Below are 17,829 nucleotides of genomic sequence, written 5' to 3'. Positions count from 1 at the left end.
CGGTTCCGCCGGCCGGCAAGATGAGTCAACGCAAAAATCGCTCGACTATTCAATCGCACCCCAGCATAAAGGCCCGTGGGGCACTGTGCACGACATTATACAACGCAATTGAGCGGCCGCAGCGCAGTATTCGCGGCTGGCTTTTCACGGCGACAGGAAAATTGACGATGGGAAACACAATGACCGGTCCGATGCGCGGAATGGAGCGTATCTCCCGCAAGATCAGCGCAAAAATGGGTGCCTTGATCACCGGCAAGGACTATATCGGCGTTGCCGGCAACCGGTCAGAGAGCGACGATCGCGGCGTTTATGTCCCGATCGTCAGGGCGGCGCTCAACAAGCCCAGGCTGTTCCACAGTTTCCGGCGCCATCCGCACTATGTGAAGATCCTGGAACATGTCACCGAGGAGGAAGGCGCGAAATACCTGGCTTGGCTTCGCGAGCACGCGCCGGCGCTTGTCGAACGCATCGACGATTTCAAGATAAACGACCGGGTCGGCAGCCCCGTGGTCTTCGATTATCCCGGCATCGGCACGACCAGCCCGACGACGCTTCGGTACATCAAGGTTCTGGCCGACCTTCAGCATCTGTTCGCCGGCAATATCGGGAACAGGATTGCCGAAATCGGCTGCGGCTACGGCGGTCAGCTGCTGGTCATCGACGCCGTGCTTGACTTTGACGAATACCACCTGTTCGACCTGCCCCCGGTGCTTGATCTGATCTCCCGGTATCTTGAGTGCTTCACGCTGAACGGCTCCTACCAGACATTGACCCTCAACCGGCATCCGGGTCACACGGACTACGATCTCGTCATCAGCAACTACGCCTTTTCCGAACTTCCGTCCGACCTGCAGCGCAAGTACATCTCCAAGGTGCTGTCGCGCTCGAAGCGCGGCTATCTGACGATGAACAGCGGTCTTCCGACGAGCTCGTTCACCAACGACAAGCTGTCCCAGGCCGAACTGCTCGAGCTGCTGCCCGGCGCCCAGATCATCGCCGAGGAGCCCAATGCGGCCCGCGACAACTACATTCTCGTCTGGGGACACGAGACGCAGGCCTAGACCGGCACGCCCGTCCGGCCCGATCCGGGCTGAGGTTCTGACTAATCCGCCGCAACCAATTGACCGGGAATGCAGGCCTCCACCCGGCGCATCCTGCCCGGAGAAACGCCGAACATGCGCTTGAATGCCCGGCTGAAGGCGGCCTCGGACCGGTATCCGAGCTGCTGCGCCAGCACACCGGGCGGCACGGCCTCCTCGAGGATCTGCGAACGGGCAAGCTGCATGCGCCACTGGGTGATGTAGCGCATGGCCGGCTGGCCGACGAGTTCGGTGAAGCGCGCCGAAAAGGCCGAGCGCGACATGCCCACTTCCCGCGCCAGGCTCTCGACGCTCCAGTCGCGATCCGGCGTCCTGTGGATCATCGCCAGCGCCCGTCCGATCTGCCCGTCCCGCAACGCCGCCAGCCAGCCCTGGTCCGCGGCCGGCGCCGTTGCCAGCCAGGACCGGATGGCCTGGATGACGAGAATGTCGGAAAGATGCGTAATCACCGTCTCGCCGCCGGGCCTCAGTTCCTTCGCCTCGCGCGCGATGAACCGCAGCGTGCTCTGCAGCCAGCTCTCGGCATCCGTGTCCCAGGCATCCACCTGAACCACCTTGGGAAGCAGCGCGACGAGCCGTTCCGCCGCCACATGATCGAAGCGGACGACCACGCAGATCGAATGGGTGTACTCGCCGCCGCCGCCATGGCGCATGACCTCGTAGCGGTCGCTGATCCTGTCGACAGGAATGTCGAACAACGGTTCGGCCCGGCTGTCCGGGCTGCTGCGAATGATGTGCCCGGCACCGTGCGGCACGAGCGTGAGGCTGCCGGTCTCGAGCAGGACCGGATCCTCGCCCTCGACCTCCAGCCATCCCCGCCCGGCGGTCACGATGTGGAACATCATGCATCCCTCGATGGGCGGCAGGTCGATGCCCCACGGCGCGGTCAGTTCCGACCGGCAATAGAGCGTTCCGTTGAGCTTGAGCATGTGAAGCGTCTCGCCGAGCGGATCGGCGTAGGACGGCAATTGCGGTTTGGCGTCTGTCATTCCCGATACTTGCCATATCCAAGTTCATTCGTCCAGATTTTCTGGACGATCTGCAAAAAATCACAGACGAAACAGCATTGATAATCTGAGCATCCGTGATGATTTTGGATCATGTGAACAACCCAAGGAGCAGATCCATGCACACGTCACCCATTCTCGTCATCGGCGCCACCGGCAAGACCGGCCGGCGCATTGCGCAAAAACTGGAAGACGCCGGCCACACGGTGCGGCACGGCTCCAGGAACGCCGCCATTCCCTTCGACTGGGAAGACCCCGCCGGATGGCCGGCGGCCCTGGAGGGCGTTTCCGCCGCCTATGTCTCCTATTTTCCCGACCTTGCGGTGCCGCAGGCGCCGGCGGCGATCACGCAGCTGACCGCCATCGCGAAAGAAGCCGGCGTCACGCGCCTGGTGCTCCTGTCCGGCCGCGGCGAGGCCAACGCCCGGCGCTGCGAGGAGATCGTCCGTGACAGCGGCATCGACTTTACGCTGGTTCGCGCGAGCTGGTTCTTCCAGAATTTCGACGAAGGCCAGCTGCTCGGATCCGTCCTCGGCGGAACCATCGCCATGCCGGCCGGCAACATACGCGAACCCTTCATCGATATCGAAGACATCGCCGATGTCGCGGTCGCCGCGCTGACCGAGGCGCGTCACGGCGGTCAGCTCTACGAGGTAACCGGCCCGCGGCTCCTGAGCTTCGCCGATGTCGCGGCTGAAATCTCGAAGGCCTCCGGCAGGACAGTGAACTACCTGCCGGTGACCCTGGAGCAATTTCACGCGGCCTTGAGTGACGAGGCCGGACCCCAGATGGCCGACATGCTCACCGCTCTTTGCCGCGAGGTGTTCGACGGGCGCAACGAGTCCCTCTCCGACGGCGTCCGGCGGGCCCTTGGCCGTGAACCGCACGATTTTTCCGTGTTCTGCCGCGACGCCGCCGCAACCGGCGTCTGGAACCCGCCGGCCGAGGCGAGAACCGCCTAGCCGCGTCACATCGGTTGCGGCCCGTCCTCGGGCCGCACTTTCAAGGAGAAACCACCATGCTTATGACCCGAACTGTAAAAGCGGTCTTGATCGTTGCCGGGCTCGTCGCCTCGGCGATCGGCGCCGCCATCCTTCTGGCACCCCACGCGTTCTACGGAACCTACGGGATCGCCCTCGGCACCAATGCCAGCCAGCTTTCCGAGATCAGGGCGCAGGGCGGCGCGCTGCTTGCCGGCGGCCTGTTGATCGGCAGCGGTGCATTTGTATCCCGTCTGGCGTTCAGCTCGGCGCTTGTGGCAAGCCTTCTTTATCTTTCTTACGGCACGTCCCGCCTGATCAGCATGGGGCTGGACGGCGTTCCCGTGTCCGGGCTGGTACAGGCAACGGTTCTTGAATTCGTCATCGGACTGCTGAGTCTCTTCGCCCTGACAAGGCTGGTCGCCGGCAGGCCTGAAGCCCATTGACGCTGAGGCGCTTCGGGTTGCGGCCATTGACCGGGAACGCTTCGGAATCCAGATTGGCGGAAAGCCAGCCGGTGCATGACGTCAAGGACCCGGGAAACGGACGGAATGAAGATCACGCATATCGTTTCCCATTTCGGCAAGAACGGCGTCACCAGCAGTTGCCGCGCGCTGATCACGGCGCAGATGCGCCGCGGTCACGAGATCCTGCTGGTCGGCCGGCCCGGGTCATGGCTCTCTTCCCAGGCGTTTCCAGCACCCTTTGCCAGCATGGAAACCGGCCTTGCTACGCGGCCGGCCGAAATACGCCGGGTCGGCTATGAAATCCGCGACTGGGGATCCGACATCATCCATTGCCACGGCAGCCGCGCCAACAAATACGGCATGGTTTTCCGGATCGCCGCCAATGCTGCCGTCGTCACGACCGCCCACAGCCGCCATGTCCAGATCCCCTTCGCCTTCTTCAAGGCGGTCATCGCGCCGAGCCGGCAGACCGCCGATTTCCACCGACGCTACAATCTGGTGCGCCGCTCAAGGCTTCACGTTATTCCGCACTTTGTTCCGCTCGCCGAAGCGGCGGCCGGCGACGCCGCACCGGTCCGCGCCGAATTCGGCCTTCCCGAGGACGCTTTCGTGATTGGCATGGTCGGCAGTATCTGCCGGCGCAAGAACCAGGCCGATGGCCTGCGCATTCTGCGTTCCCTTTCCAAGCGTCACAACAATGTCCGTCTGCTGGTCGTCGGCTCGCTTGAGCATGCCGGCGAGATGCCCGGATGGGGCAAGCTGCTGGACGATCCGCTGATTGCAGGCCGCACGGTCCTGGCAGGTCATCGCGACGACGCCGAAAGGCTGATGCGCGCGTGCAATGTGTTGCTCAGCACCTCGAAACAGGAGGAGGGGCCGATCGCGGTTCTGGAGGCAATGGCTGCGGCTGTGCCAGTCGTTGCCTACCGGACCGGCCAGGCCGTCGTACTTATTCGCAACGGGATCGACGGCTATGCCGTTGGCATGATGGACAGGAACGCGGCCTTGCAGGCACTCGCGACCCTGATCGAGGACCCGGACGGAGCAAGGCGGATCGGCCTGCAGGGACAACGCCGTGTGCGGGAACTGTGCAGCGAGGATGCGATCGTGGCGCAGGTCGAGAAGGTCTACGAGACGGTGGCGGACGGCCGGTAATTTCAGCAAGATTTGCAAATTCACGATGTGGCAGGCTTGCTGGGTCAAACCGGCAGAGCGTAGAGACTTTACGGCGATGGACGCAAGAAACAGCTACGAAGAGCGCGTATTGCGGGTGATCACCTACATCCACGACAATGCCGATGTCGATCTTAGTCTCGACACCCTGGCCGATGTCGCCTGCATGTCCCGGTTTCACTGGCATCGCGTGTTTCGCGCCGTGACCGGAGAGACCATCGCCGAGGCTGTGCGGCGCATCCGGCTCCACAAGGCATCGCTGCAGCTCGTCGCAACGGACGATCCGGTTCATGTGATCGCCGGCCGGTTTGGCTACCCGAACGTCGCGAGTTTCACCCGCGCCTTTACCGCCGAAAAGGGCATGCCTCCCGGCGCCTTTCGCGAGCGGCGGGAAACACGGCGGCTGGAACTCGTGCAAGCCAGAGGAGCCGACAACATGTTTCCTGTTAGAATTGAAACCTGCCCTGAATTGACGGTCGCCGCCGTCGCGCATTCAGGGCCATATCAGCAAATCGCCGTCGCCTTCGAGCGCGCCATCCGGCTCTTTGTCGACCGCCGACTACTGGACCACTGGGCGGGCATGGTGGCCCTCTACCACGACGATCCCGACACGGTGCCGGCCGGCGACCTTCGCTCCCACGCAGGCGTCGTGCTGGCGCACCCCGGCAACTTTCCGCGCGACATTGACGGGCTCGAGATACTGCCCGTCAAAGCCGGCAGATACGCTATTGTCGAGCATAAAGGCCCCTATCTGACGCTGCCCGACGCGTATCAGTGGTTCTTCGGGACATGGCTGCGAGGCGCGGATGTGGAGCTCAGGGACTCCCCGCTGGTGGAGTTTTATGTCAACAACCCCCGTGAGGTCGCAGCGGAAGAACTTCGCACGGATGTGCGTGTGCCGATCGTCTAGACCGGGGCGCCGGCCTTGGTTTGTGGAACAGTTCGCTTGGAGGAAATGGCGGAGAGGAAGGGATTCGAACCCCCGATACGGTTGCCCGTATGCCGCATTTCGAGTGCGGTGCTTTCAACCACTCAGCCACCTCTCCGCGTCGTGGTGCGCATCAATATGCGGGCGCTGTCTTAACCATTCAAGGGCGCCGAGACAAGGGCGTTTTCGAACCGCCGGCGCGATATCCGGCGCGTCGGCCGGCAAACTGTCGGGAATGCGCCCGATCGGCGCCTGAAAATGGCTTGCTCCGCCTTGACTTGCGCACCGCTTTCCCGTATTTCCCGACTGTCCATGGCGTGAGGCGACTTGCGCCATCTGTTTTTGTGGGGCCGAGCCCCGTCAACAACGGCTCCGGGAAAATTCGCCGCTTGGCGCTGAAGGGCCTGAAAAGGGCCGTCGGCACAATCCGGCGATCATTCGTAACCGACTGAATAAAAAGACGGCTGTGCGGGCAACCGCGACAAGCCGGACCGAACATGGAAAGGCAAGAAAGTGTTCGCAGTCATCAAAACGGGCGGAAAGCAGTACACCGTTGCTGCCGACGACGTCCTCAAGGTCGAAAGACTGGCCGGCGATGCCGGCGACATTGTTGAGTTCAACGAAGTTCTGATGGTCGGCGAAGGTGCCGATGCGGCCATCGGCAAGCCGTTTGTCGACGGCGCGCTCGTCACCGCCGAGGTTGTCGAGCAGGGCCGTGCCCGCAAGGTCATCGCGTTCAAGAAGCGCCGCCGCCAGAACTCCAAGCGGACCCGCGGTCATCGTCAGCACGAGACGACGATCCGGATCTCGGAAATTCTGACGGGTGGCGCCAAACCGAAGAAAAAGGCCGCCGCACCGAAGAAGGCCGAAGCCAAGAAGAGCGAGGAGGCTCCGAAGGCAAAGGCAACGGAAAAGGCCAAGCCTGCCGAGAAGCCGAAGGCTGCGGAAAAGCCCAAGGCTACGGAAAATGCAAAGGCCGCTGAGAAACCCAAGGCCGCACCCAAGGCGAAAGCCGCCGAGGATGCACCGGCCGCAATTTTCTCGGCCCCGAAGGGCGAAGCCGATGATCTGAAGAAGATCTCCGGCGTCGGCCCGGTCCTGGAGAAGAAGCTGCATGCGTTCGGCGTCACCCAGTACGCGCAGATCGCTGCCTTCACCAAGGACGACATCGCCAAGCTCGACGAGGCCCTGAACTTCAAGGGCCGCATCGAGCGCGACGACTGGATCGGTCAGGCCAAGGCCCTGGCCGACGAAGCGAAGTAATCGGGATCGAGGTAAAGGAGTAGACCAATGGCACACAAAAAAGCTGGCGGTTCGTCGCGCAACGGACGCGATTCAGAATCCAAGCGCCTCGGCGTGAAGAAGTTCGGCGGCGAAGCCGTGATTCCGGGCAACATTATCGTGCGCCAGCGCGGCACCAAGTGGCACCCGGGCCAGGGCGTCGGCCTCGGCAAGGATCACACGATTTTTGCGACCGTGGAGGGCAATGTGTCCTTCCGCACCAAGGCAAACGGTCGCTGCTACGTGTCCGTAATGCCGCGTGCGCAAGCAGCGGAATAGCCGGTGGGGACAGCCGGCGTCTCATCGACCCGGCTGACATAGATCAGGCCAAAAGTTGCAAGGGGAGATGGGACACCGTCTCCCCTTTTCATTTGCAACTGGAGGACTGAAAATGGAAACGGAAAGTCAGGACGAAGACAGCCATCACGAGCGAGGGGGATGCCCTGTTCTTGTTACCGAGCGGTTGGTCTTGCGGGCCCCGCACATCGAGGACACGGACGCAATTGCCTATCTCGCCAACAACGCCCGGGTCGCAACGATGGTGTCGCGCATGCCGCATCCCTATACCCGCAAGGACGCGACGGATTTTATCCGCCGCTCCCGGACCGGCGCGATCGGCAAATGCGTCTACGCGGTGACCAATGCGGAGGACGGCCGGTTCCTCGGCTGCTGCGGGATCGAGCCGCAGGACGATCCCGTCACGCTCGAGCTCGGCTACTGGATCGGCGAGCCGTTCTGGGACAACGGCTACGCCACGGAGGCCGCCCACGCGGTGATCGACATGGCGTTCCGCACCCGCAACATCGAGTGCATCGACGTGCGCTGCCGCGTCACCAATCTCGGCTCGCGCCGGGTGATCCACAAATGCGGGTTCCAGTTCCAGGGAACCGGCATGGTCAACTCGCTGGCGCTCGGCAGTGCCGTGCCCGTCGAGTGGTACCGCCTCGACCGCAAGACCTGGATTTCCTTGCGCAGCTGGGCAGCCGCATGAACACCGGCCCGTGGCGAAAGCCGCGGGCCGTTGTTTTGAAAGGGACCCTGGTATGAAACAACACGAGGCCGGATCGTTGATTGTCACCGGCAAATGTCGATTGCCTTTGACCTTCACACATGCGGGCATTATCCGTATGGCTGGCCGCAAACAGAGATAGCAGGCAGATGAAATTTCTCGATCAGGCGAAGGTCTATATCCGCTCGGGCGATGGCGGCGCCGGCTGCGTGTCGTTCCACCGCGAGAAATATATCGAGTTCGGCGGCCCCGACGGCGGCGACGGCGGCCGCGGCGGCGACGTGTGGGTCGAGGCTGTCCAGGGCCTCAATACGCTGATCGACTATCGCTACCAGCAGCACTACAAGGCCAAGACAGGCATACACGGCATGGGCCGCAACCGCACCGGCGGGGCGGGCGCCGACAAGGTGCTCAAGGTTCCGGTCGGGACCCAGATCTTCGAGGAAGACAACGAGACGCTGATCTGCGACCTGACCGAGGAGGGCCAGCGTTTCCGCCTGGCCGCCGGCGGCAATGGCGGCTTCGGCAACGCCCATTTCAAATCCTCCACCAACCAGGCGCCGCGCCGCGCCAATCCGGGGCTGCCTGGATCGGAAATGACCGTCTGGCTGCGGCTGAAGCTGATCGCCGATGCAGGCCTTGTCGGCCTGCCCAATGCCGGCAAGTCCACGTTCCTTGCCGCCGTCACGCGGGCGCGGCCCAAAATCGCCGATTATCCCTTCACCACGCTGCATCCCAATCTGGGCGTCGCGAGCACCGACGGACGCGAATTCGTCATTGCCGATATCCCGGGCCTAATCGAGGGCGCCCACGAGGGCGCCGGCATCGGCGACCGCTTCCTGGGCCATGTCGAGCGCACCCGGGTCCTGCTGCACCTCGTTTCCGCACAGGAGGATGTAGGCGAGGCCTATCGCACGATACGCGGCGAGCTGGAAGCTTACGGCCATGGCCTTGGCGACAAGCCGGAGATCGTTGCCCTGTCGCAGGCCGATCTGCTTGACGACGAATTGCGCGCCGCGCTTTCCGCAGAACTTGAGACCGCCTGCGGCAGCAAGCCCCTGGTCCTGTCGGCCGTGTCCGGCTACGGCATGAAGGAGGCCTTGCGCACGCTTGCCCGAAACATTGACGCGGACAAGCAGGCCGAAGACCTGCAAGACGCTTCGGCGGGCGGCCGGGATTAGCGCCATGACCCAGAGCCCGGCCCGCCTCAAGGATTACCGCCGCATCGCCGTGAAAGTCGGCTCGGCCCTGCTGGTCGACCGCAAGGACGGGCTGCGCCGCCGCTGGGTTGAGACCCTGTGCCGCGATATCGCCGCCCTGCGCGGCAACGGCTCGGACGTCATGATCGTCTCCTCCGGCTCGATCGCACTAGGACGCACCGTGATGCGCGGCACCAGCCTCGGTCACGAGCGTGGCCTGAAACTTGAGGAAAGTCAGGCGGTTGCGTCCATTGGCCAGATCGCGCTGGCCCACGCGTGGTCGGAGGCCTTGTCCGAAAAAGGCCTTGTCGCCGGCCAGATTCTGCTGACGCTCGACGACACCAAGGACCGGCGCCGCTATCTCAACGCCCGTGCGACAATCCAGCAATTGCTGGAGGCGGGTGCCGTACCGGTGATCAACGAGAACGACAGTGTCGCCACCAACGAGATCCGCTACGGCGACAACGACCGCCTGGCGGCCCGCGTCGCCTCCATGGCCGGCGCCGATCTTCTGGTGCTGCTGTCGGACGTCGATGGTCTCTACTCCGCGCCGCCGGATAAGAACCCGGATGCCGAGTTCCTGCCCCGCATCGCCGAAATCACCCCCGAGATCGACGCCATGGCCGGCGACGCGGGTTCGGAGCTGTCACGCGGCGGCATGAAGACCAAGATCGAGGCGGGCCGTATCGCCACCAAGGCCGGCTGCGCCATGATCATCGCCTCGGGCAAGCGCGACCATCCGCTGCGCGCCATCGAAGAGGGCGCCCGGCACAGCCTGTTCGAGGCCGATGCGTCGCCCGTGACGGCCCGCAAGAAATGGATCGCCGGCCAGCTTGACCCGGCCGGGCGGTTCTTCGTTGACACCGGTGCGCTTGAGGCGCTCAAATCCGGCAGGAGCCTTCTGCCCGCGGGGGTGCGCAAGGTCACCGGCAGCTTCGCGCGCGGCGACACCGTCGCCATTTGCGACCTGGCCGGCTACGAGTTCGCCCGCGGCCTTGCCGCCTATGGCGCCGAGGAGGCCCTGCAGATAGCCGGCCGCAAATCCTCGGAAATCGCCGAAATACTCGGCTATTCGGGGCGCGCGGCGATGGTCCACCGGGACGACATGGTGTTGACAGGGGCGCAGATTGCCCTGAATGAGGACGAGTAACGGCAACAGGAACGGTACGATGCTTGACGAAGTTGCGGAGAAGGCAAACGTGGGTGAACTGATGGCGGCGATGGGCGAGAATGCCCGGGCCGCGAGCGCACCGCTGGCCGTCGCCACCGAAGAGCAGAAGAACGCGGCACTGCTGGCCATGGCCGATGCCATCCTGGCCGACACGGACGCCATCCTGGAGGCGAATGCCGTCGACATGCAGAACGCTGCGGAATCCGACATGGCGGCCTCCTTCCTCGACCGACTTAAGCTCGACAGGGACCGCGTCGCGGCTATGGCCGAGGGCGTGCGCGCCATTGCCGGGCTGAAGGATCCGGTCGGCGACGTCATCGCCAGATGGACGCGTCCCAACGGCCTCGCAATTGAGCGCGTGCGCACGCCGCTTGGCGTCATCGGCGTCATTTACGAGAGCCGGCCGAACGTGACGGCGGATGCCGGCGCACTGTGCCTCAAGGCCGGCAACGCGGTGATCCTGCGCGGCGGTTCGGATTCGCACAACTCGTCGGCCGCCATACACCGCTGCCTGGTCAAGGGACTTGAGGCGGCGGACCTTCCCGCGCACGCCATCCAGCGTGTGCCCGTGACCGACCGCCAGGCCGTCGGCGAAATGCTCAAGGGCCTGTCCGGCGCCATCGACGTGATCGTGCCGAGGGGCGGTAAGAACCTCGTGGCCCGGGTGCAAAGCGAGGCACGTGTTCCCGTCTTTGCCCATCTGGAGGGCATTTGCCACATCTATGTCGACAAGTCCGCCGAACCCGACATGGCGAAGGCGATAACGGTCAACGCCAAGATGCGCCGCACAGGCATTTGCGGCGCAGCGGAAACGCTGCTGGTGGACAAGGAGGCGGCGCAATCCCACCTCGTTCCCCTGCTCGAGGCCCTGACGGCGGCCGGATGCGAGATTCGCGGCTCGACCGCGGTCTGCAAGGCCTATCCGCAGGCCGTGGCGGCCAGCGAATCGGATTGGTCGACCGAATATCTGGCGCCGGTCATTTCCGTGGCGCTCGTCGACGGGATTGGCGGCGCGATCGCCCATATCGGTAAATATTCGTCGAATCACACCGAGGCGGTCATTGCCGAGGATGCGGCGGTCGTCGAGCGCTTCATGAACGAGATCGATTCGGCGATTCTCCTGCACAATGCGTCGACCCAGTTCGCAGACGGCGGCGAGTTCGGCATGGGCGCCGAGATCGGCATTGCCACGGGCAAGATGCACGCGCGCGGACCCGTCGGCGTCGAGCAGCTCACCTCGTTCAAGTACCGGGTGCGCGGCAGCGGCCAGACACGGCCCTGACGGCCGATCGGGTGAACGAATTGCACGAAATCCCGGCTTCGCTCCTGCGCATGCCCCATGTCGAACCCGGTATGGCCGTCGGCCTGTTCGGCGGCTCGTTCAATCCGCCTCACGAGGGGCATGTCCTGGTGGCCGACACGGCCCTGCGCAGGCTGCGGCTCGACCAGTTGTGGTGGATCGTGACACCTGGCAACCCGTTGAAAGACAACAGCAATCTGGCAGACTTGGCAACCCGCATACGATGGTGCCAGGAGATCGCCGCCGATCCGCGCGTCAAGTTCACCGCCTTCGAGGCGGCGCACGGCCTGCGCTACACGGCCGAGACGCTGCAATTCGTGACCGAACGCAATCGCGGCGTCGATTTCGCCTGGGTGATGGGCGCCGACAATCTCGCCGGCTTCCACCGCTGGCAGGATTGGCAATATATCGCCAACACGATGCCGATCGCCGTCGTCGACCGGCCCGGCTCGACGCTGTCCTATCTGTCCTCGATCATGGCCAAGACGTTCGACTATGCGCGCGTTGACGAGGCCCAGGCCGGGGCGCTGGCGCGCATGCGCCCACCCGCCTGGACGTTCATTCACGGTCCGCGCTCGCCATTGTCGTCGACCGCCATCCGCAACAGCCAGCAATTGCCGGTCGGCAAATCGTGAATGGGGTTGTCTTGAAACCTTAAGGTTTCCATGCCTATCTTTAGGTGTATTTGCTGCGACGCGTGCCGTCTGAGTCGTTTTTTGCTACTCGGACTGCAGTTGAGGCGAAGAAACATCGGCAATGGGGCCGGAAGGTCTTCGCGCACAGGCAGATACACAGCTTGTTCTGTCACGGAAAGGAAAGACACTGAGAACAGCACACAGCAAGGGAAATGTTGAAAACATTTCCTCATCCGCACTGGAAAGCGGCAATGCTGCATTTCATGCGTTGAAACTGGTCCTCGCCAGCCTCGAGGAATCCAAGGCCGAAGACGTTGTCTCCATAGACATTACCGGAAAGTCGGCACTGGGCGATCACATGGTGGTCTCGTCCGGCCGATCGAACCGTCATGTCACGGCGATCTGCGACCATCTTTTGCGCGACCTGAAAGACGCCGGCTTCGGTACGGCGAAAGTTGAGGGTCTGAGCAACGGTGACTGGGTCCTGATCGACGCGGGCGACATCATCATTCACGTGTTCCGCCCGGAAGTCAGGGAATTCTACAACATCGAGAAGATGTGGATGACCCCGGAGATCGACGAGGACACGATCCACTAGCGTCCGCAAGCCGGACCCCCGGTCCGCGATCGCCCGCGGACAGCCGTTCCGGTTCCTTGCAGGCACGTTGGTGACTTATTGATTGAGTGTGGTATCGGATCCGCACGCGGCCTTAATGTGCGAATCCGCCCGGCCACACGATGCGCCGGTTGCCGGTCCGGTCCGGACCGGGCGACCATGCGAGGCGAAATGCGCGTATCGATTTATGCCGTGGGCCGGTTGAAGGCCGGCCCCGAAAGAGAACTTGCAGCGCGCTATCTCAATCGATTCTCCAAAACCGGTGCCGCCTGCGGCCTGACCTTCAGCCGCGTCGTCGAGCTGCCGGAGAGCCGGGCCGCAAACGCCGACACCCGAAAAAGCGATGAATACGATGCCCTTGCCAGGCAATTGCCGGCCGATGCACTGATCATTGCCCTGGACGAGCGCGGCAAGGCCATCGATTCGAACGCCTTCGCGCGCATGCTGCAGGACTGGTCCGATGCTGGGCGCCGGGATCTCGTCATTGTGATCGGCGGCGCGGACGGCCTCGACCGGCAACTCACGGAGCGGGCCGATGCGGTGCTTTGCTTTGGAAAGCTGACCTGGCCGCACCAGATCGTCAGGATCCTGCTTGCCGAGCAGCTTTACAGGGTTTCGACCATATTGACCGGTCATCCCTATCACCGAAGCTAGTGCGCGTTGCGATGAGCCCGATAACCCGGATCCTGCCATATCCCGGCCACTCTTGGCTGGCAGACAGGTCCGACGGCCGTGAATCGCGATATGCGGTGCCTTCGACGCGCGATCACGGGCATGGAGGACAAAATCGGCCATACGGCAATTCCCGCCCCGGGAGGATATTGCATTGGCTTGCGAGGAGCGGCGATAATGATCGCATGGTGCAAAGACGGGGACTGATGATTCGCACGGGGAAATACACGGCAGGTCTGCCCGGCCGCTTGCGGGCGCGCCCCCTGCACACAGCGTTCCCTTTGTTGCGCAACAGTGCGGTCGGACTGGTTTGCGCCGCGTCCGTCCTGGCGGCGGCAATGGCGCCCGCCCAGTCGCAGAGTGTCCGGACATCGCAGGCCCTGAAGTCCGGCCGGCCCGGCGAGGCCACGGTCGAGCGGCTGGACGAGCAGCGGCGCAAGGGGCTGGGCGAACTCGAGAAGATCACCGCCGATATCGAGCTCTCGCGGGAACGCCGCGTGGCGCTCGAATCGAGCATCGACGCGCTCAAAAAGGATCAGGCGACGATCCGGACCGAACTCATTCAGAGCGCCAAGACGCAGAAGAAATTGAGTGAGGAGGTTGCCGAAAGCGAGTTGCGCCTAGCCAGTCTCAGCGGCCGCCACACCGCGTTGCGCGATTCGCTCAACGCCCGCCGCGGCGTTCTCGCCGAGGTGCTTGCCGCCCTGCAGCGCATGGGGCGCAATCCGCCGCCGGCCCTGCTTGTCAGCCCCGAAGACGCGCTCTCATCGGTGCGCAGCGCCATTTTGCTTGGCGCAGTGGTCCCGGAGATCCGCGAACAGACCGAAAAGCTGGTGGCCGACCTGAAGGAACTGACGGATGTGCGCGCCTCGATCTCCAACGAGCGCGAGCGCCTGATCGCAACGCTGCAGGAGCAGGCGGAGGAGGAGGAGAAGCTGACGCTGCTCCTTGCCGAGAAACGCAAGCTTGCCGAACAGAACCGCGAAAAGCTGGAACAGGAGGCCGCGGCGTCCCAGCGGCTCGCGGCACGTGCCCGCAGCCTTGAGGATTTGATCTCATCGCTGGGCGACGAGATCGAATCGGTGCGCCGCGCCGCCGAGGAAGCCGAGCGCGCGGAAAAGCAACGCGCCGAGCAGTCGCAGAAGCAAAGGGAAAAAGCCCGCGAAACAGCTCGCAAGGCGCCGCCGGATGCCGATCGCATCGCCCCGGCATTTGCCTTCTCGCGCCTGAAGAAGAAACTGGAACTGCCCGTCGCCGGGAACCGGAAGTTCGGATTCGGCGAGGATGACGGGACCGGCCGGCCGCTGAAGGGCATGATGGTTTCAACGGTGCCTGACGCAATTGTGACAGCACCGGCAGACGGTTGGGTGGTATACTCCGGCCCGTTCCGTTCCTATGGCGAGTTGATTATACTCAATGCCGGGGACGGCTATCATCTGGTGCTTGCAGGCATGGGCAGCACCAACGCCGATATCGGTCAGTTTGTCGTCGCCGGCGAGCCAATTGGGCGCATGAACACGACAAAAGTGGTATCGGCATCGGTTTTGGCTCTGGCTACGGCGGAGCCAACGCTTTACATTGAATTCAGAAAGAACGGTAAACCCGTTGATCCGGCTCCGTGGTGGGCCAGCAAACCTTCCGGAAGGGTAAGCAATGATTCGTAAGGTAATTATTCTGGCCGCCGGCGTCTTCATAGGCGCGGTCTCCGTTAGCGCACTGCAATCGGCGGGCACATCGGCCGTTGCCGCAAATTCCGAGACCTACAAGCAGCTTTCCATATTCGGTGACGTGTTCGAGCGCGTGCGGGCGCAATATGTGACACCCCCGGAGGAAAGCGAGCTGATCGAAAGCGCCATCAACGGCATGCTGACTTCGCTCGACCCGCATTCGAGCTACCTGAACGCCAAGGATGCGGACGACATGCGGACGCAGACGCGCGGCGAGTTCGGCGGTCTCGGCATTGAGGTGACGCTCGATCAGGACAGCGAGCTGGTGAAGGTCATCACGCCGATCGACGATACGCCCGCATCGCGGGCCGGCGTCCTTTCCGGCGACCTGATCTCCGAGATCGATGGCGAGCCGGTGCGCGGTCTCACCCTCTCGCAGGCGGTCGAGAAAATGCGCGGTCCGGTCGGATCCGACATCAACCTGACGATCCTGCGCGAAGGCGCCGACGCACCGATTGATATCGCGATCACCCGCGCGATCATCAAGATCAAGGCCGTCAAGCACCGGGTCGAAGGCAATGTCGGCTATATCCGGCTGATTTCCTTTACCGAGAAGACCTATAACGATCTTGCCGATGCCATCGACTCCATCGAGGAGAAGATTCCGGCCGACAAGCTGCAGGGATACGTTCTCGATCTGCGGCTCAACCCGGGCGGCCTGCTCGATCAGGCGATCAATGTTTCCGACGCCTTCCTGGATCGCGGCGAAATCGTCTCGACCCGCGGCCGCAACGCCGAGGAAACCAGGCGCTACAATTCGCGGCCGGGCGACCTGACCGGCGGCAAGCCGATCATCGTGCTTGTCAACGGCGGATCCGCAAGTGCCTCGGAGATTGTCGCCGGCGCCCTCCAAGATCACAAGCGGGCAACCATCGTCGGCACCCGCTCCTTCGGCAAGGGGTCGGTGCAGACCATCATCCCGCTCGGTGAGAACGGTGCGCTGCGCCTGACCACGGCGCTGTATTACACGCCGTCCGGCAAGTCCATCCAGGGCACCGGCATCAAGCCCGACATCATCGTCCAGCAGCCGCTGCCCGAGGAACTCCAGGGCCGCGTCCGCGAGACCGGTGAATCGGAGCTGCGCGGACATATCCAGGGACAGGACGAGACCGACGAGGCATCGGGCTCGATCGCCTATGTCCCGCCGGAGCCGGAAGACGACGAGCAACTCGGCCACGCGCTCGAGCTGATGCGCGGCGAAATCACCGATCCGGCCTATCCGCCCAATGCCGACAAGACGGCAAAGGCGGCCGAGGATGTTGACAACGCCGACAGCAAGACCGAATAAGCGTAACGGTGCCGCGCGCCGAATCGGGCGGCACCGAGCTGAAACGAGGTTGAGCCGGCGGCTGTGGACACAGGTTCCGAACTAGACAAACCGCTCGGTCAGGATCGCCGGAACAAACGGCCGGGGTCGCGACCGCGCGGTTCCCTGCGTCTTTGGTTAGCGTCGATCGCCGGCGTCGTCGTCATCGCCGGTGCCGGATTTGTCGCCCTGCAGCAGGCGCCGCTCAGACAGCAGGAACCGCAGATGCAGGCCGAGGCCCAATCCGGGAGCCAGCCGGCATCGGCCGAAGCCCTTCCGGTCGTCATTGAAGGCGGCGAAGTCGCCGACAAGCGCCTTTCCGGCGATTCCGGCGCGAACGTGCAACGCACGCTGACCAATGAAGGCCAGGTCGTCACCACCATCTCGCCCGCCGATCGTGGCAATGACGGCCCGATCATCATTTCAGGCGCGGAAACGGTCGGACAGGACCCGCGCGTCGCCCATCTTCCGGTTCCAGAACTGCTGGAGAAGACGGAATTCGGCAGGCTGCCCGTTAAGGGCGCCGACGGCTACCGCCCGTTCGATGCCTATGCCCGCCCCTGGTCGGGCGCGCGCGGCACGCGGCTGGCTATCGTTGTCGGCGGCCTCGGCCTCAGCCAGACGGGCACGCAATACGCGATTGCCACGCTTCCGGAGGAAATCACCCTGGCATTTGCCGCCACCGGCAACAGTCTGCAGCGCTGGCTGCAGGAATCGCGGCGGGCCGGTCACGAAGTGCTTTTGCAGGTGCCGTTCGAGCCGTTCAACTATCCGCAGACCGATCCGGGCCCGCACACGCTGCTTGTCGAGGACGGGCCGCAGCAGAACCTTGCCGATCTCCACTGGGCCATGGGGCGCATCACCAATTACACCGGCATCATGAACTTCATGGGCGCGCGTTTCCTTTCCGACCAGAAGGCGACGGAGACGGTCATGCGCGAACTGGCAAAGCGCGGGGTGCTCTTTCTCGACGACGGCACATCCGCGCGCACCGTCACCGAGCCGATCGCCGGCGCCGTGGGCGTTCCCCATGCGCAGGCCGACATCATCGTCGATGCCAAGGTCGGCCGCACGGATATCATGAAGAAGCTGGACGATGCGGAACGCATTGCCCGGCGCAACGGTTCGGCGATCGCCGTCGCCTCGGCCTTCGAAGAGAGCGTCGACGCCATCGCCGCATGGGCCAACGAGGCCAAGGCGCGCGGGGTCGAGATCGTCTCGGTATCGGCGCTCGCCGACGATCCGGAAGATCCCTGAA

The 17,829-nt window shown here is 63.7% G+C and carries 18 protein-coding genes and 1 tRNA gene; 17 read left to right on the top strand and 2 right to left on the bottom strand.

Annotated features, from left to right (window positions below):
* Positions 1–167 precede the first annotated feature (167 nt).
* On the top strand, positions 168–1,061 hold the full coding sequence (locus E4M07_RS10500) for a putative sugar O-methyltransferase (protein WP_169054162.1): 894 nt from the start codon (positions 168–170) through the stop codon (positions 1,059–1,061).
* Between the two features lie 41 nt (positions 1,062–1,102).
* Here E4M07_RS10500 and E4M07_RS10495 read toward each other — a convergent pair whose 3' ends face one another.
* Complete coding sequence (locus E4M07_RS10495) at positions 1,103–2,089, bottom strand: AraC family transcriptional regulator (RefSeq protein ID WP_136658247.1); 987 nt, start codon at positions 2,087–2,089, stop codon at positions 1,103–1,105.
* Positions 2,090–2,226: 137 nt separating this feature from the next.
* Between E4M07_RS10495 and E4M07_RS10490 the strand changes: the two genes are divergently transcribed.
* The 4 genes from E4M07_RS10490 to E4M07_RS10475 all read left to right on the top strand — a co-directional run bounded on the left by E4M07_RS10490 (position 2,227) and on the right by E4M07_RS10475 (position 5,637).
* Positions 2,227–3,069: an NmrA family NAD(P)-binding protein gene (locus E4M07_RS10490; protein ID WP_136658246.1), complete on the top strand. Its 843-nt coding sequence runs from the start codon at positions 2,227–2,229 to the stop codon at positions 3,067–3,069.
* Positions 3,070–3,131: 62 nt separating this feature from the next.
* Positions 3,132–3,533, top strand: a complete 402-nt coding sequence (locus E4M07_RS10485; protein WP_206057214.1) for a DUF4345 domain-containing protein — start codon at positions 3,132–3,134, stop codon at positions 3,531–3,533.
* A gap of 105 nt (positions 3,534–3,638) precedes the next feature.
* A complete protein-coding gene (locus tag E4M07_RS10480) occupies positions 3,639–4,709 on the top strand; it encodes a glycosyltransferase family 4 protein (RefSeq protein WP_169054161.1) in 1,071 nt (356 codons plus the stop codon).
* A gap of 76 nt (positions 4,710–4,785) precedes the next feature.
* The gene (locus E4M07_RS10475; RefSeq protein ID WP_169054160.1) at positions 4,786–5,637 is read left to right on the top strand and encodes an AraC family transcriptional regulator; all 852 of its coding nucleotides are present in this window, start codon (positions 4,786–4,788) and stop codon (positions 5,635–5,637) included.
* Positions 5,638–5,683: 46 nt separating this feature from the next.
* On the opposite strand, the gene E4M07_RS10470 is transcribed toward E4M07_RS10475, so the two are convergent.
* A tRNA-Ser gene (locus E4M07_RS10470) sits at positions 5,684–5,773 on the bottom strand.
* A gap of 395 nt (positions 5,774–6,168) precedes the next feature.
* Between E4M07_RS10470 and rplU the strand changes: the two genes are divergently transcribed.
* The 12 genes from rplU (at position 6,169) to E4M07_RS10410 (ending at position 17,828) form a co-directional block, all read left to right on the top strand.
* The gene (rplU, locus tag E4M07_RS10465; protein WP_136658242.1) at positions 6,169–6,918 is read left to right on the top strand and encodes a 50S ribosomal protein L21; all 750 of its coding nucleotides are present in this window, start codon (positions 6,169–6,171) and stop codon (positions 6,916–6,918) included.
* 27 nt (positions 6,919–6,945) lie between these two features.
* Positions 6,946–7,215 carry a 50S ribosomal protein L27 gene (gene rpmA, locus E4M07_RS10460; protein ID WP_136658241.1) on the top strand — a complete coding sequence of 90 codons (270 nt, stop codon included), beginning with the start codon at positions 6,946–6,948 and terminating at the stop codon, positions 7,213–7,215.
* A gap of 112 nt (positions 7,216–7,327) precedes the next feature.
* Positions 7,328–7,927: a GNAT family protein gene (locus E4M07_RS10455; protein WP_136658240.1), complete on the top strand. Its 600-nt coding sequence runs from the start codon at positions 7,328–7,330 to the stop codon at positions 7,925–7,927.
* A gap of 167 nt (positions 7,928–8,094) precedes the next feature.
* Positions 8,095–9,126 (top strand): GTPase ObgE, encoded by a 1,032-nt coding sequence (obgE, locus tag E4M07_RS10450; protein ID WP_136658239.1) that lies wholly within the window; start codon positions 8,095–8,097, stop codon positions 9,124–9,126.
* A gap of 4 nt (positions 9,127–9,130) precedes the next feature.
* Positions 9,131–10,294, top strand: a complete 1,164-nt coding sequence (gene proB / locus E4M07_RS10445; RefSeq protein WP_136658238.1) for a glutamate 5-kinase — start codon at positions 9,131–9,133, stop codon at positions 10,292–10,294.
* Positions 10,295–10,313: 19 nt separating this feature from the next.
* The gene (locus E4M07_RS10440) at positions 10,314–11,597 is read left to right on the top strand and encodes a glutamate-5-semialdehyde dehydrogenase (RefSeq protein WP_136658237.1); all 1,284 of its coding nucleotides are present in this window, start codon (positions 10,314–10,316) and stop codon (positions 11,595–11,597) included.
* Positions 11,598–11,647: 50 nt separating this feature from the next.
* A complete protein-coding gene (locus E4M07_RS10435; RefSeq protein WP_136658498.1) occupies positions 11,648–12,250 on the top strand; it encodes a nicotinate-nucleotide adenylyltransferase in 603 nt (200 codons plus the stop codon).
* Between the two features lie 121 nt (positions 12,251–12,371).
* A complete protein-coding gene (rsfS, locus tag E4M07_RS10430; protein ID WP_136658236.1) occupies positions 12,372–12,848 on the top strand; it encodes a ribosome silencing factor in 477 nt (158 codons plus the stop codon).
* A gap of 189 nt (positions 12,849–13,037) precedes the next feature.
* Entirely contained in the window at positions 13,038–13,520 is a 483-nt protein-coding gene (gene rlmH / locus E4M07_RS10425) for a 23S rRNA (pseudouridine(1915)-N(3))-methyltransferase RlmH (protein ID WP_136658235.1), read from the top strand.
* Positions 13,521–13,876: 356 nt separating this feature from the next.
* On the top strand, positions 13,877–15,202 hold the full coding sequence (locus tag E4M07_RS10420; protein WP_246660405.1) for a murein hydrolase activator EnvC: 1,326 nt from the start codon (positions 13,877–13,879) through the stop codon (positions 15,200–15,202).
* Positions 15,192–16,553 carry a S41 family peptidase gene (locus tag E4M07_RS10415; protein WP_136658233.1) on the top strand — a complete coding sequence of 454 codons (1,362 nt, stop codon included), beginning with the start codon at positions 15,192–15,194 and terminating at the stop codon, positions 16,551–16,553. Before E4M07_RS10420 ends, E4M07_RS10415 begins: the two co-directional genes overlap by 11 nt.
* Positions 16,554–16,616: 63 nt before the next feature.
* On the top strand, positions 16,617–17,828 hold the full coding sequence (locus tag E4M07_RS10410) for a divergent polysaccharide deacetylase family protein (RefSeq protein ID WP_136658232.1): 1,212 nt from the start codon (positions 16,617–16,619) through the stop codon (positions 17,826–17,828).
* The last annotated feature ends 1 nt before the right edge of the window (position 17,829 follow it).

The sequence above is a fragment of the Nitratireductor sp. XY-223 genome (assembly GCF_004959855.1).
Lineage (GTDB): Bacteria > Pseudomonadota > Alphaproteobacteria > Rhizobiales > Rhizobiaceae > Hoeflea_A.
The sequence above is the reverse complement of the archived record's forward strand: the minus strand, read 5'-3'. Positions and strand labels throughout refer to the sequence as shown.

What these genes read in the sequence shown, in the direction of transcription:
- E4M07_RS10420 (WP_246660405.1), top strand. Translation starts at nt 13,877, where the DNA reads ATGGCGCCCGCCCAGTCGCAGAGTGTCCGGACATCGCAGGCCCTGAAG.
- rpmA (WP_136658241.1), top strand. Translation starts at nt 6,946, where the DNA reads ATGGCACACAAAAAAGCTGGCGGTTCGTCGCGCAACGGACGCGATTCA.
- E4M07_RS10485 (WP_206057214.1), top strand. Translation starts at nt 3,132, where the DNA reads ATGACCCGAACTGTAAAAGCGGTCTTGATCGTTGCCGGGCTCGTCGCC.
- E4M07_RS10490 (WP_136658246.1), top strand. Translation starts at nt 2,227, where the DNA reads ATGCACACGTCACCCATTCTCGTCATCGGCGCCACCGGCAAGACCGGC.
- E4M07_RS10455 (WP_136658240.1), top strand. Translation starts at nt 7,328, where the DNA reads ATGGAAACGGAAAGTCAGGACGAAGACAGCCATCACGAGCGAGGGGGA.
- E4M07_RS10480 (WP_169054161.1), top strand. Translation starts at nt 3,639, where the DNA reads ATGAAGATCACGCATATCGTTTCCCATTTCGGCAAGAACGGCGTCACC.
- E4M07_RS10415 (WP_136658233.1), top strand. Translation starts at nt 15,192, where the DNA reads ATGATTCGTAAGGTAATTATTCTGGCCGCCGGCGTCTTCATAGGCGCG.
- E4M07_RS10500 (WP_169054162.1), top strand. Translation starts at nt 168, where the DNA reads ATGGGAAACACAATGACCGGTCCGATGCGCGGAATGGAGCGTATCTCC.
- E4M07_RS10440 (WP_136658237.1), top strand. Translation starts at nt 10,314, where the DNA reads ATGCTTGACGAAGTTGCGGAGAAGGCAAACGTGGGTGAACTGATGGCG.
- E4M07_RS10495 (WP_136658247.1), bottom strand. Translation starts at nt 2,089, where the DNA reads ATGACAGACGCCAAACCGCAATTGCCGTCCTACGCCGATCCGCTCGGC.
- rsfS (WP_136658236.1), top strand. Translation starts at nt 12,372, where the DNA reads ATGGGGCCGGAAGGTCTTCGCGCACAGGCAGATACACAGCTTGTTCTG.
- E4M07_RS10435 (WP_136658498.1), top strand. Translation starts at nt 11,648, where the DNA reads ATGCCCCATGTCGAACCCGGTATGGCCGTCGGCCTGTTCGGCGGCTCG.
- E4M07_RS10475 (WP_169054160.1), top strand. Translation starts at nt 4,786, where the DNA reads ATGGACGCAAGAAACAGCTACGAAGAGCGCGTATTGCGGGTGATCACC.
- rlmH (WP_136658235.1), top strand. Translation starts at nt 13,038, where the DNA reads ATGCGCGTATCGATTTATGCCGTGGGCCGGTTGAAGGCCGGCCCCGAA.
- obgE (WP_136658239.1), top strand. Translation starts at nt 8,095, where the DNA reads ATGAAATTTCTCGATCAGGCGAAGGTCTATATCCGCTCGGGCGATGGC.
- proB (WP_136658238.1), top strand. Translation starts at nt 9,131, where the DNA reads ATGACCCAGAGCCCGGCCCGCCTCAAGGATTACCGCCGCATCGCCGTG.